Genomic DNA, 13,454 nt, shown 5'->3' with positions numbered 1-13,454 from the left:
TTTATGTACAAAAAAATGCTTCAGCCGTTATTTAGGTTGTCTAGTTTTCCTGTTTATGATTATGGCTTTGATGGCTGGAAAATTACGGATGGCGTAATACGCGAGCTTCGAGAGCTTTCGTATTTTGATCAATGGAAAGCGTGTATAGAAAATTCCTGGTATAACGTTAGACTAGAAGATCATTCTTTATTTGTATTTAATGATTCTGGCGAGCCTAGTTATAGTTATATTCAGGCGCCAGTTGTGGCGGAGACCTTTAGAGGTTTTTTGAATAGACAGGGGTTTGATTATAGTCAAAGAAATAGGAGTGAGTTTCTTGACGATTACGAACTCGAATTGGGAACTGCCGGTGTTCGTTTGAATGTAACCCCTTTTAGGTACGATGTGGATGGGGGATCATATATGCAAGGGCGCCATCCTAAAGCCCATCTCCATATCGGCTTGGATAATCAAGTTCGGCTGGCGCTTAGGCGAGAAATGACTCCGCTTTCATTTTCACTTTTTGTTATGAGGCAGGCTTATCCGGATTGCTGGAGTAAATTGATGGAGAAGTCCGACCAGATTTGTTTGCGCAAAATTGTAAGAGATGGTTTGAAGCTTGTGGGGGAAGAGTATTGGATGGCTCACGATCAGATTGAACTTCATCTTGTCTGATGGTGGATTAAATAGATTTGTGCGATTTGAATTCCCAATAAAGTTGTTTGTTTGAGCCAAGGTCAGTCCTACCTTTTGCCCAATGAAAAGAGCCGCACTCGCGGCTCTTTGCATTTCTGCTGCCTGAAGAACGGCGCCTGACGCGCCTCTCCAGCCTTCCCCCCCCCCGCAAGCCCGTCCAGCGGGCTTCTGCAGGCAGGGCGGTTGAAAAGGTTTACAGCGCTGGGCTGGCGGCGGGGTTCGGGGCTGTAGCCGGGGCCGAGGCGGCGGGGGCGGGCGCAGAGCTGGCGGGTGCCGGGGCGCTGATCGGTGCTGTCGGCTCGGCCGGGGCGGAAGCCTCTGCAGCGGGGGCTGAGGCGGGCACCGAGGCTTCGGCCTGCGGGGCGCTGGCGGCGGGTGCGGCCAGGCCTCGGGGGCCTGACGCGGCGGCATCGGGCGCTTCCTTGTCGCCGAAGAGCGAGTCGTACCAGTTGTTCAGGCGGCCGAGCAGGGTGTCGTCCACAGCCCTGGCGAAGCGGGCGTCGGTGTCGATGAAGCGTACGCCCTGGGCGCGGGCGAAGACGTCGCCGACGATGGGCAGTGCGCTGTGTGCGCCCTGGCCCCAGTAGTCGCTGCGCAGGGTGATGCGCGCGTCGTTGAAGCCGACCCAGGCGCCGCCGATGAGCTGCGGGTGCATGAGGATGAACCAGCCATCGGTGTTGCCCTGAGTGGTGCCGGTCTTGGCTGCCAGATCTCCCTTTACACCCCAGGCGCGGATGCCGGCGCCGGTGCCACGCTGCACCACGCCGCGCATGGCGTCGAGCAGGGTGTCGAGCGGGGCGGCGGCCAGCGCGCGCTCCGGCTCGTTGGGCTGGAATTCGGCGAGCACTTCGCCCTTGCGGTTCTCGATGCGTGCGACCATGTACGGGGCGCGGTAGCGGCCTTCGTCGGCAATCGTGGCGTAGGCCGAAACCATTTCGTAGAGCGTGACGGGGCTGGTACCCAGGGCGAGCGAAGGCACTTCGTCGAGCTTGCTCTCGCGCACGCCCATGGCGCGGGCCAGCCGCGCGACGCGGACAGGGCCGACCTGCTGCATGACTTGCGCGGTGATGCGGTTGCGCGAGAGAGCCAGCGCGGTGGCGAGGGTCATCGGTTCGTTGGTGGGAGGTTCGCCGTCGTCCGGCCGCCAGACCTCGTTGCCGCCGAGCGGGATCTCGACCGGCGCGTCGGGGAAAGTGTCGTCCGGCTTCATGCCCTGGGCGAAGGCCGCGCCATACACGAAGGGCTTGAAGGTGGAGCCGGGCTGGCGGCGGGCCTGATGGACGTGGTCCCAGGCGTCGTCGGTGTAGTCGCGGCTGCCGACCCAGGCACGCACCGCGCCGTCGCGCGGGTCGATGGCGAGGAAACCGGCCTGCACGCGGGTCTTGTCTTCGCGCAGCTGGCGCAGGAAGGTGGCGTCGCGCGTGAGGCGCTTCATGGCGGCCTCGGGTGCTTCGCCGGCCTGCACGGCTTCGCTGAATTCCTTGCTCTCACGGATCAGGGCTTCGACGAGGTGGTTGCCAGCGTGCCACTGGCCGGCCCAGGCGCCATTGGCGATGCCTTGCAGCTGGCGGCCGCGCTGCTCGACGGCGCGCGTGGCGTATTTCTGCAGGCGCGAGTCCAGCGTGGTGACGACCACCAGACCATCCGTGTAAATGTCGTAATCGTTCTGGTCCGCCCAGTCGATGAGCCAGCGCTTGAGCTGGGCGGTGAAGTGCGGGGCCTCGCCGGGCTCCACGCTCTGGCGCTCGAAATCGAGCTTGAGTGGTCGCTTCGCCAGCGCTTCGTAGCGTGCGGCTGAGAGCTTGTCCTGCTGCGCCATCAGCGAGAGCACGAGATTGCGGCGTTCGCGGGCGCGCTCGGGATTCTGCACCGGGTTGTAGTACGCGGTGCCCTTGAGCATGCCGATCAGGGTGGCGCTTTCCAGCAGATCCAGCTCGCGCGCGGGCTTGCCGAAGTAGGTGCGCGCGGCCATGTCGATGCCATAGGCGTTGTAGAGGAAGGGCACCGTGTTGAGGTAGGTCTCGAGGATCTGGCGCTTGGAGTAGAGCGCTTCGATCTTCAGCGCGGTGATGGCTTCCTTGAGCTTGCGGTTGAGGTTCTGGCGGCGGCCGATGTCTTCCGGGAAGAGGTTGCGCGCGAGCTGCTGGGTGATGGTTGAGCCGCCCTGGGTGTCACCCTGCAGGGTGGCGAGAACCGCGCCGCCGAGGCGGTAGAAGTCGATGCCGTGGTGCGTGTAGAAGCGCTTGTCTTCGGTGGCGATCAGCGCGTCGATGACGCGTGGCGAGATGGCGTCCAGCGCGACCCAGTCGCGGTTGCCGCGCTTGAAGGTGGCGAGCTCCTTGCCATCCAGCGTGAGCACCCGGGTGGGCGACTCGTCGCGCGCCTTGCGGATATCCGAAATACCCGGCGTGAAGGGGATCAGCAGCAGCGTCCACAGCAGCAGCAGCGCGGGCGGCACGGCCAGCAGACCGAGGATTTCGCGCCAGCCCGGGTGGCGCAGGCGTTGCAGCAGGGCTTTGAGTTTGCTGGTCAGCGCGGACCAGTCGGGTTTCGGCAGAGGCAAGGGCACGGCAGCATTGGCGTTGAAGCGGCCCGCGTATTATGCGCGCCGGGCGGGCTCTTGAATTGATGGAACACGCTGCAATGGGCCATCCGATAGCGGGTGGACACCGGTTCTCTGAGGACAGGACGAGTGAAAGGAAGAGAGCCCGGGCGTGCCAATACGGGATAAAACCCGCCAATCGACGGGCTTTATCCGCGGCGCTGTCGGAATTAGCTGTTGTGGCCCCGAAGTCCGTTCGGCCCGAGTGCCGCGCTTGCGCGGTGTATCGAGGGCAGGGCGAGAGGTACGGCCCCGGTCTCGATACGATGGGCTGCGCCCATCACTCGACCCGAACGGTTGGAAAAGGCAACGCCCGGCGATGAGTGTTGCAACACTTGACGCATACTGAGCCTTATCCGCTTGCGCCCGGCTTTATTTGACGCGCTGGATGGCCAGAATGGTGTTCAGATCGTCGGCATTGGTCACGTATTTCGTGTACAGCTTCACGGCAAAACCTTCAATGCCGGTCATGGCGATCTGGGATTTTTCCGTGATCGTGACTCCATCCTTTCTGGCTTGAGCGAGGGCCTGGACTTCGCTGTTGGCCCACTGCTTCTGCATGTATTCGGCGGATTCCACGGCCGAGGCCTGAAGCGCCTGCTTGTCGGCAGGACTCAGGCTGGCCCAGGTTTTGGCGGAGATGACGAGTACCTCCGGAACGGTGCTGTGCTCGTCCCGGCTGAAGTATCTGGCCGTCTTGCTGTGGCCGCTGGATACGTACGAGGGAATGTTGTTCTCGGCGCCATCGATCTGACCGTTCCTGAACGCTTCATCAATCTTCTCGTAAGGGACGACGACCGGCGTGCCGCCCAGCATCTTGATGAGGTCCTGATACACCGGTGAATCCTGCACCCGGATGCGCAGACCGGAGAAATCGGCCAGGCTGCGGATGGGCTGCTTGGTGGTGTAGAAGGACCGCGTGCCGCTGTCGTAATAGGCCAGGATGACTGCGCCTTTTTTCTCGGCCTCGGAGTTGATGCGTTTGCCGAAATCCCCGGCGAGAACGTGCCACATGTGGTCGCGTGAGCGGAACAGATAAGGCAGGCTCACCAGCTTGACGGCCGGCAGATCGTTGGACAGTACAGCCAGATTCAGGCGCGCAACATCCAGTGAGCCGGCCTTGATCTTCTCCCAGCAGGCAGCTTCGTTGCAGAGCTGGCCTCCTTGCTTGATCTGCAGCTGCAGGCTGCCTTTGCTCCGGCTGGCGAGGCGGGTGTTCATGAATTCCTCGGTCTGCACGAGGATGTGCCCTTGCGGCTGAACTTCAGCCAACACCAGATCTCTGGCATGTGCGGTCGACATGCCTGCCAGGCTGGCGAATGCACCAACCATTCCGAATGCTTTTGCTGCGCGAATCACGTTATGCACCTTTGTTGTCAGTTGCCCCGAGGATGTCCTCCGGGCAGGGAGGGGCGAGATCGTGACAAATTTCACGCTTCTCTGAATCGGGATATTCCCTATCGGGCAGCAACAGAACGTCATTTTTCCGGATAAGGGCGTGCTGGAGAGCCGCGTCGGGCGGTCTTCTTCAGGTAGCTGTCACGGGGAGTCAGGCTGGGAGCGCATCTTGCGCCATGCCCTTTCAAAAGTCTTGCCGGGTGCGGCTCTTCAAGGGATGTGATTGATCCAGATCGATGAAGTTTGAACTTTCCGTTCGTGCCGAGTGCCGGCCGCAGGCCGATGTATCGAGGCGTGGGCCCCACCCTCGACTTGGCCTGTCCTGAGCTAGTCGAAGGGCGCCCTGCGGGCGCACTCGGGCCGAACGGACTTCAAACAAAACCTGGCCGGATCAATGGCTTGAATCACATTCCTCCGTGCGCCTTCGGGGGCGATGCGGGGTTTGATGGTCTTTAGAGAAGAAGTGTCCCTGCGAGCCCGGCAAGGGATTGCGCCTGCCGGCTGATTGCACTGCGCAGCGCCTCGTCGATACGCGAGTCGGCTGCGACGCTGGCGGCCCACTGGTGGGCGAGCGGCAGCATTTCCCGCCAGGCCTCCAGCGCAGGCGGGTTGCGGAAGCGGATTTCCGGTGGCGTGTCGTTCATCTCGCCGGAGGCGCGCGGGGCGTAGTGCATGGGCAGCATGTCGTAGGCGGGAGCCAGATCGAGAATGCCTCCGGTATGCAGGAAGGCGAGGTTGCCACGGTGCATGTCGGTATTGCCGATCATGAGGCCAAAGGCGAACAGGCGCTCGGCAAGCCGATGCGATTCGGGCGTGATGCGGCCTTGCGCGGCGAGCTGGGCGGTAATCAGCGGCCAGGGCTGTGCTGCCTGGCCGACGAAGGCGTCGTCCAGCGCGGCGAGTGAGACCACGCCACGCCGGCCCAGGCGTGAGTCTTCGTCTGTGGAGGCCAGGCGGTCAAAGCGTTCCACCTGCAGGAAGGTCTGGCCGTTCGCCTGCAGCAGTTCGCTGCGGCTGGCCGGATAACCCGCTGCGTGCAGGGTTTGCAGTGCGTGATGCTCTGCCACCAGCAGGCTGGCCCAGCGCTGGCTGATGGGGTTCTGCATGGCGCTGCTGAACTTCACCAGCACGGCGCGCTGCTGCAAGCCTTCATCCAGCACGGCGCTGAATTTGGGCTGCTCGCCCCCGGCCGAGGAGCCAGGCGCTTCGCCTGCCAGCGCGGCGGCGGCGAGTGCCGGGTAACGCGTGACACGCTCATCCAGCGCAATCGCCGGCGCATGCGCGCTGCCAAGGTAGTGCGCCAGCGCCGTGTCGCCGACCAGCAGATTGCCCGGCGTGTCGTCGCCCAGTGCGGTGATGGCGATGAGCGAATGATCGTCGTTCCACAGGCCGAGATTCTCCGGCAGGGCCAGCGCAAGGGCGTGGCCACGGGCGAAGGCGCGGCCGAGGAAGCCTTGCGGGCGCATGTCCTGCAGCCACCAGGGCAGGGCTTCGCTGAATTCGTGGCGGCCTTCTTCGGTGAGTTCAGCCAGATAGCCTCCGCCCACGGCATGCAGGGTGGCAATGCGCTGGCTGGCGCCACGTTCATCGATGCGGTAGATCGGCCAGTTTGCGTGGCCGGCGATGCTGCGGGGCGCGGCATAGGCGGTGGCGCGTGCCGCGCCGTAGCGGATCACCCGGCTGCCTGCCGCTGCGATCAGGCGTGATAGCGTCGGCCGGCTGATGCTCAGGCGCTCGACCAGTGCCGCCGCCGGCACGGGGCCGGAAGCGAGCAGGGTGAGCAGATCAGTGGGCTGAGGCATGGTGGCGTGTGAAACGATTCATGAAACGATAGTTTGCGCTGAAGAATGCCGGGGATGCAATGGCAATTAATTGTATATGAACGGATATCCTGTTTTTTAATGATGTTTTATGAAGCCATTCTGGTATGGAGTTGAAACGATTCTTGTGGCCAGAAACGGCGCGGCTCTTGCAAGCAGTTTCGGGAGGGCGATTTTGCCTATTGATCCGGCCAGATTTTGTTTGAAGTCCGTTCGACCCGAGTACGCCCGCAGGGCGCCCTTCGACTAGCTCATGACAGGGCCAAGTCGAGGGTGGGGCCCACGCCTCGATACACCGGCCTGCGGCCGGCACTCGGCACGAACGGTTTTTAGAGTACAGAGTTCAAACTTCATCGGGCCGGATCAATATGCTGCAACGGATGGCTGGAGAGGCGCGCCGGACATGCCTCTTCAGGCTAGATTGCCGGAGACCGTTGCCCGACAAGCATTTCCGGGGGCGATACCTGAAGACGCAGGCGGGAGGCGGGTTCTGAGAGGCTGTTCATGATCTTTCTTGCCTCATGAAAAGCAGGAGAGCAACCCCTCCCGGCCTCCCCTTGACAGGGGAGGAGCACCCCAAGCCGGACCGGATTTACCCTCCTCCTCTGTCAAGGGGAGGGCTGGGGAGGGGTTTGCATGACAGGCAATAGATCGCAGACAGACTCTGAAGGGTGCGTCGGACCGATTAAAAACCTGGACAGCCGCGCAGCCGTAATCCGGAGCCGGTTGTTTGGGGGTCGTGCTCAACAGGGTGCTGCGTGCGTCGTGATGAAACATTCCATCTATATTTTATTCCGGAGGGTGTGCCAGCAGGCTGCGCCTGCAGATTCCATCACCCGTGATCCGAGCGCAGTCCCATCTCGCGGCACACCAGCCTGGCAAGCGCAGCGTCAGGCCTTTTCGAAAGGAGCCACACATGTCTGACGATTTCCAGATTGTCGCAAGCAACGCCAATGCGCCATTTACCCTGAAGCTGCATCGTGGTGACGGCATGACGCTTCTGGCCATGAACTGGAAGGCGGCGAAACCACCGCGCGATTTCGTCGGGTTTGCCATTGAATACAAGGAGCCCGGCGGCGACCGGTTCTGGGCGGTCAGGAACCGTATCAACTTTCCGGGGCCGGATGGCAGCGTGAACCGGGCGCGTACGTCGAGCCGCCTCTCACCGATCCAGAAATTCCGCTGGGTGCATTTCCCGGTGAATGCCGACATGGCGGGCGAATTCCTGTACCGGGTCACGCCGGTATTCATGAGTGCGTCGGGCGAACTCAGCTACGGCGAAGCACAGGAGGCAGGCATTGTGCTGGCGCGCGAAACGTATCCGGGCAAGCTGAACGTTGCCTTTACACGCGGGTTCGTGTCGTCGCAGGCATTCGTGGATCGTTACGTGACCGACACCGACGGAATGGACACGCTGATTCCCGCTACCGCCGATGAAGGCCTGCAATTCGTGCCGACGCACCCGAAGGCGACCGAAGCACTCCAGTGGATGGGTTTCGAGGCCCGCAGCGCGATTCTCGAACTGCTGGATGCCGCGATTGCCGACAAGACCGCTGCGGTGTGCGTTGCCTGTTATGACCTGAATGACCCGGCCATCGTTTCGCGTCTGGAGAAGCTCAGGAAGCGGCTGCGCATCATCATCGACGACAGCGCGACGCACAAGCCGGAGAGCGCTGCCGAATCACAGGCCGCCGCACGTCTTGTCGCGTCAGCGGGGGCAGGGCAGGTCAAACGTCAGCATATGAGCAATCTGCAGCACAACAAGGTCATCGTCGTCGACGGCAAGGATGTGAAAGCCGCGATTTGCGGGTCGACCAACTTCACCTGGCGCGGGCAGTTCGTGCAGTCCAATAACGCCATTGTCGTGCGGGGCAAGAAAACCATTCAGCCCTTCATCGATGCGTTCGAGAATTACTGGGCACACGATTTCGCCAAAGGCTTTGGGCCGACGCCCTCGACGGAATGGCAAAACCTGCAACTCAAGGGCATTGACGCCAGCATCACCTTCTCACCCCACGCCAAGGATGAAGGCGTGCTGCAATCGATAGCGGACGACATTCTGGGGGCGAAGTCCTCGGTCTTCTATTCCCTCGCCTTCCTGAATCAGACGGGGGGCGCCGTCACCGAGGCCATCAAGGCGGTGACACGCAAGAAAGGCATCTTCGTCTATGGCATTTCGGACAAGCGAACCGGGGGGCTGGACGTGCAGCTGCCCGATGGCAAGGTTGCGCCGGTGTTCGTGGCCAACCTCAGCGGCAATCTGCCCGAGCCCTTCAAGAGCGAGCCGACCGGTCTGGGGGCGAAGGGAGGAGGCACGCGCATGCACCACAAATTCGTTGTCATCGATTTCGACAAGCCCAACGCCCGCGTGTACATGGGCTCCTACAATTTTTCGAAGCCCGCCGACAACGAAAACGGGGAGAACCTTCTTCTCATCAAGGATCGCCGGGTCGCGGTGTCTTACATGATCCAGGCATTGACCCTCTTCGATCACTATCACTTCCGCGTCAGTCAGGCCAGAGCCGATGCGTCCAGCAAGCCGATTCAGCTGCAGAAAGCGCCGAAGTCCGGGCAGAAACCCTGGTGGGATGAAGATTACACAGACCCGCGCAAGATCCTCGACCGCAAACTCTTTGCCTGATTGATTCCGGATTGCGTCGCCCGAAACGAACAGCCCGCCAATCGGCGGGCTGTTCGTTTCGGGAGCTGATTCAGCCGTCGATCAGGGACGCCAGGTCAGCGTGGTCTTGCTGTTGATGTCGGTAGCGGAGCCCATCGTGGAGGCGCTGTCGACGAAGCCACTGCGGTTGCCGGTGCTGAGGTTCAGGCCGCTGCCGCGGTATTCCACATCGCCGTAGAGATTCAGACTGCCAGAGGCGCCCTGATTGGCCTCGAAGAAGCCCAGCGGGTAGAAGGCGGTTCGCACCTGGGCCGAGCCCGACACGGTGAAGGCATTGTTACCCCAGGGGCTGCCGGTTTCACCAATGATGCTCAGGCCGCCCACGATGCCACCGCTGATCGAGCCATTCGCAATGATGGCCTGGTCTTCGATACGCGCCGTGCCGGTGGCGCTGCCACCCGCCAGAATGCTGGCATACGGGCCCACATACACTGTTGCAGGTGTGCTGCTCGGGGCGCAGCCACCGCCGTTGCTGTGGCGCACCGTGCCTGCAGGGCAGGCGTCGCGTAGCCCGTTCTGGAAGCCCTGCGGCCAGGCGTTTGCCACTTCGATCATGTAGCGGTAGCGCCAGATCGTCGCGTAGTCCTGATCCCAGACGATGGTCTTGAAGACCGAGGGCGTGGCTGTGACCACCAGGAACAGTGGCTCGCCCGCATTCACCTTGAAGCTCAGATCGGCGTCCAGACCCTTTTGCAGCGCGCTGTAGCGGGCCGATGTGAACGCCGTGTTGGTGGCCACCAGACCCCAGCGGAAATCAGCGTCGGAACCCGACGCGTTGATGCCGCGGAATTTGACGGTCACGGTGCTTGCTCCGCTTTCCGGGTACAGGCGCACGACGTTGTAACCAAAGCGCTGCGGCGCCCCGTAGAACGGCGATACAAAGCGACGGTTGGTGGTCCAGCTGCTGTCGAGCGCTTCGAGCGGCATCAGGCGGCGCATGCGTTCGGCGCGGTCCGTCAGCGTGATGTTGCCGTAGTTGCTGCGGAAGGCGCCGGGTGTGGCCTTGTAGTCCCACACGACATTGTGCAGGGCCCAGTCACCCATGAAATCATTGAGCTGCGCAAGGCTCCAGCCGCGCGATTTCTGGATGTTGGTCAAGGGGTCAGCGCCGGCCGTGGTCCAGATCTGCGTCACCGCCTCGGGGCCGTACTTGTCCTTCAGGAATTCCATGAACTGCCAGTTGCAGTACCGGTCGCGGGTCGAGCCGAGGTACAGATGCGGCACATTGCCAAGCATTTCCGAGCAATGCACGGTGTTCTGGTACTCGGGCAACTGATGCGGCGTGAAGTTGGCATGGCTCTCGAAAATCCAGCCGCAGGTGTTCGATTGGTTGCAGGCCAGGCCGCCGTTGCTGGAGATCCACGATTGCCAGCCGTGGGTGAATTCGTGCGTGAGGCCCCAATGATCCTTGAGGGCTTCCGGCGCAATCCACATGCCCAGGCGCGTTGTGCTCCAGGCGCCACCGGTCAGGCCCCAGCCTGAATGGATGTGAATCGCTGGCTTGATCTTGTCGGTCTGATTGAAGAGCGGCTCGGGCATGAACAGGTTCGCATTGAACAGATTCTCCCAGACCGTGTTCTCCAGCGTATCCGCCGCCAGAGTCAGATCGGCGTCGGAGATTGTCTCGTCAGAATAGAAGGCGAAGTGGGCGGATTCCTTGACCAGCTTGAAGCCGGAGTGATCCGGATCAGGGCCGCCCGCCCGCCAGGTGCCCGCGGTGACGGCAGGTTTGGTGCTCGTGCCGGTCGCCCAGGTGGTTGTCGTGCTGCCCTGGTCGACCACCGTTGGCGTACCTCCGCTGCTGCTGCTGGAGCTGCTCGAACTACTTGAGCTACTTGAGCTGCTGCTACTGCTGCTGGAACTACTCGAACTGCTTGAGCTGCTCGAACTGCTGGAACTGCTGGAACTGCTACTGCCTGTTGTGCCCCCGGAGCCGTTGCCTTCGCTGCCACCACCTCCACCTCCACCGCCGCAGGCCGCAAGTGCAGCACTGAGCATCAAACACAGAAGAGCGTTCGCCCCGTAGCGGGAATTCTTTTGCATGCCGGATATCCTTGTTTTCTTTGCCTGATCAGCGATCTGATGAATGGTGTCCTGGCAAGATGCCGGCCCCTGTTAGCTACCGGATCTGCTCCTTGAAGGTGACGTTAAGCTTTCCTTCGCGGAGAGTCCCGCGCTGGATGGATCGGTGGCGCGGTATGGCGGCTGCATGGCTTTTCTGGCGGAAAATCTTCCTGCCTGCGCAAAGGAAAACTGTCGAACGGTGGCTCGGGAAATTCCGCCTGCAAGGATTCCTGCTCGCTGGCTGATGAAGCAAGAGTTCCCGCGTTTACCGCATATGGGCCGGCTGGAGAGCCGCACCGGACTTGGCTCTTCAGACATGCCTGCCGAAGAGGCTTGGCTGTCGGTCCAGTGCGGGCAGGGTGGCTGGAGAAGTCCGCCAGGAGCGGGTTTCTGGCGACGCCAGCTTAGCGGCTATTGGCAGAACAATGCTTGATGGAAAAATCCCGCCGGTATCTGGCGGGATCTTTGTGGCCTGTACCGAAGCCGGTGCTGCCCCGCGTTGCTGCGAATGCGTTTGTGCGGGGTCGCCTGCGTGACCTTACAGTTTGCAGGCCGCCACGCGATTCACCGTGATGGTTTTGCCGCCGGCGCTGTGTGCCCACACCACGTCACCATTCGGAGCAGGGATGAACTCCTGGAAGTTGCTGGCGGACGTCGCGGTTGTGTAGGGGCCTTCGAGAATCGCGCCGGTGCTCGCACTCGCCGTGGCGATCACCATCTTGCCGCCGGCTTTCCAGCCCAGCAGCAGCTTGTCGGAGCCCAGCGCGGCCATGTAGGGGCGGAAGGGATATGTCGCATCCAGCCCGGTGGCTCCCGCAATGGCCAAGTCCGTGCTCAGCGTCGTGCCGCTGTTGCCGAGCTTTGCCAGTTTCAGCACAAGGGTGCTGTTGCTGGTCTGGATGTAATTCATCCAGAAGCCGGATCCGCTGACCGGCACCAGCCCGCCCAGTGCCCGCGTGGCGGCATCCGTGCCGGACAGCCAGCTCAGATCGCTGGCCGTTGCCGTGCTGGATGAAAGTCGCGACAGTTTCATCGCGTTCGGATAAGCGTCGCCGTGGCAGGCGGCACCCCAGCTGCCGTTGTAGCCAAGGCGCACGGACCAGCTGTGGCTGCAGCCCCAGTCCCAACCGCCGCTTTCCACCGCGCCGGCGCTGCTGACGAATTTCAGCGTGTCGCCAGCGTGGATATCCACTTCGCCGGCCACTCCGTCTCGTGCCGTCGACATGGCGCTGCGGTAATACACGCCGTAGCGGCTGCCATCCGTGGCGATACGCGCGGTGTGGCCATACCACCAGATGAACTGCGCACCGACGCTATCGGCATTGCCCTTCTTGGTCAGCGTGGTGCGGAAGCGGCTGTTGCCACTGGCATCGATGCCCACCAGATCCATCTTGCCGCACACGTTCTTGTCGGTCGTCGTGGCGCCGTAACAGTATTTCGACGAATAAATGTCCGGGTCGTTCGAAACCACCGCCAGCACACTGCCTCGCGAATCATTCAGCACATCGTGCACTTCAAGGCCGGCGATATCCGGCAGATAGCTCTGCAGCGTGTCCGTGCTGCCGAGCTTGGCGAGCTTGATGATGCTGCCGGAGGTATCGCGCCAGGCGAGCAGGGAGCTTCCGTCAGCCTTCGGCGCGATGATCGTCGGGGTGTATTCGTCATTGATCGCTGCGGCGCTTACCGTGACGGCGGTGCTGCGCACGCGCTGCGCCAGCGCATCGCAGCTGCCTGAGCCGCCGGACGAGGAGCTTGATGAGCTGGAAGAACTTGAAGAGGAGCTGGAGGAGCTTGAACTGGACGAACTGCTGGAGCCAGAACTTGAGCTGGACGAAGAACCACTCGCTGCAGACGAAGCATCGCTGCTACCTCCGCCGCCACCTCCACCACCGCAGGCCGCCATCAGCGCCGGCAATACCAATGAAACCAGAAAGACTGATCTGCGAATCGTGAACACTGTTGCTCTCCCTGCTGTTTCTGTCCGGCAAGACCTGCTCGCAGATCTGACTGCTCACGCTTCGTGCCTTGCTACAGGCTTCGCGCGCACCCCGGTATCGAAAATCCCCGCTTGTGCAGACAGCGGGTGTTAAGCAGAAAGTCTCTCACGTCCGCATTCCCGATCCGGATAAAGCACGATGAGCGGAGTGACAGCCCAAGCGGACGGTCAGGAGGTGGTTTAAAGACCGGCTGAAGAGCTGCTTGTGTATTGATTCTC

9 protein-coding genes are annotated in these 13,454 nt (G+C 61.8%); 4 read left to right on the top strand and 5 right to left on the bottom strand.

Annotation, left to right across the window (positions count from 1 at the left end):
• Positions 1-3 precede the first annotated feature (3 nt).
• The gene (locus Q9Q94_RS08920; RefSeq protein WP_305979712.1) at positions 4-654 is read left to right on the top strand and encodes a DUF2290 domain-containing protein; all 651 of its coding nucleotides are present in this window, start codon (positions 4-6) and stop codon (positions 652-654) included.
• Positions 655-868: 214 nt separating this feature from the next.
• On the opposite strand, the gene Q9Q94_RS08915 is transcribed toward Q9Q94_RS08920, so the two are convergent.
• The 3 genes from Q9Q94_RS08915 to yjjJ form a co-directional block, all read right to left on the bottom strand.
• Positions 869-3,244, bottom strand: coding sequence for a penicillin-binding protein 1A (locus Q9Q94_RS08915; RefSeq protein ID WP_305979711.1), 2,376 nt, complete (start codon positions 3,242-3,244; stop codon positions 869-871).
• A gap of 405 nt (positions 3,245-3,649) precedes the next feature.
• On the bottom strand, positions 3,650-4,609 hold the full coding sequence (gene dctP / locus Q9Q94_RS08910) for a TRAP transporter substrate-binding protein DctP (RefSeq protein WP_305979710.1): 960 nt from the start codon (positions 4,607-4,609) through the stop codon (positions 3,650-3,652).
• Between the two features lie 518 nt (positions 4,610-5,127).
• A complete protein-coding gene (gene yjjJ, locus Q9Q94_RS08905; protein ID WP_305979709.1) occupies positions 5,128-6,477 on the bottom strand; it encodes a type II toxin-antitoxin system HipA family toxin YjjJ in 1,350 nt (449 codons plus the stop codon).
• A 934-nt stretch (positions 6,478-7,411) separates the two neighbouring features.
• On the opposite strand from yjjJ, the gene Q9Q94_RS08900 reads away from it, so the two are divergent.
• Positions 7,412-9,136 (top strand): phospholipase D-like domain-containing protein, encoded by a 1,725-nt coding sequence (locus tag Q9Q94_RS08900; RefSeq protein WP_305979708.1) that lies wholly within the window; start codon positions 7,412-7,414, stop codon positions 9,134-9,136.
• Positions 9,137-9,217: 81 nt separating this feature from the next.
• Here Q9Q94_RS08900 and Q9Q94_RS08895 read toward each other — a convergent pair whose 3' ends face one another.
• Positions 9,218-10,957 carry a DUF6055 domain-containing protein gene (locus Q9Q94_RS08895; protein ID WP_305979707.1) on the bottom strand — a complete coding sequence of 580 codons (1,740 nt, stop codon included), beginning with the start codon at positions 10,955-10,957 and terminating at the stop codon, positions 9,218-9,220.
• Here Q9Q94_RS08895 and Q9Q94_RS08890 point away from each other — a divergent pair.
• On the top strand, positions 10,938-11,201 hold the full coding sequence (locus tag Q9Q94_RS08890) for a hypothetical protein (protein ID WP_305979706.1): 264 nt from the start codon (positions 10,938-10,940) through the stop codon (positions 11,199-11,201). The two genes, Q9Q94_RS08895 and Q9Q94_RS08890, sit on opposite strands and share 20 nt — an antisense overlap.
• A gap of 576 nt (positions 11,202-11,777) precedes the next feature.
• Here the strand turns inward: Q9Q94_RS08890 and Q9Q94_RS08885 are convergent.
• Positions 11,778-12,944: a hypothetical protein gene (locus tag Q9Q94_RS08885; RefSeq protein ID WP_305979705.1), complete on the bottom strand. Its 1,167-nt coding sequence runs from the start codon at positions 12,942-12,944 to the stop codon at positions 11,778-11,780.
• On the opposite strand from Q9Q94_RS08885, the gene Q9Q94_RS08880 reads away from it, so the two are divergent.
• Positions 12,925-13,329, top strand: a complete 405-nt coding sequence (locus Q9Q94_RS08880; RefSeq protein ID WP_305979704.1) for a hypothetical protein — start codon at positions 12,925-12,927, stop codon at positions 13,327-13,329. The two genes, Q9Q94_RS08885 and Q9Q94_RS08880, sit on opposite strands and share 20 nt — an antisense overlap.
• Positions 13,330-13,454 lie beyond the last annotated feature (125 nt).

The sequence above is a fragment of the Uliginosibacterium sp. 31-16 genome, assembly GCF_030730865.1.
Taxonomy (GTDB): domain Bacteria; phylum Pseudomonadota; class Gammaproteobacteria; order Burkholderiales; family Rhodocyclaceae; genus Uliginosibacterium.
The sequence above is the reverse complement of the archived record's forward strand: the minus strand, read 5'-3'. Positions and strand labels throughout refer to the sequence as shown.

Bases quoted from the DNA above. Each gene is read 5' to 3' on its own strand.
- Q9Q94_RS08920 (WP_305979712.1), top strand. From the start codon at position 4: ATGTACAAAAAAATGCTTCAGCCGTTATTTAGGTTGTCTAGTTTTCCT.
- dctP (WP_305979710.1), bottom strand. From the start codon at position 4,609: ATGGTTGGTGCATTCGCCAGCCTGGCAGGCATGTCGACCGCACATGCC.
- yjjJ (WP_305979709.1), bottom strand. From the start codon at position 6,477: ATGCCTCAGCCCACTGATCTGCTCACCCTGCTCGCTTCCGGCCCCGTG.
- Q9Q94_RS08900 (WP_305979708.1), top strand. From the start codon at position 7,412: ATGTCTGACGATTTCCAGATTGTCGCAAGCAACGCCAATGCGCCATTT.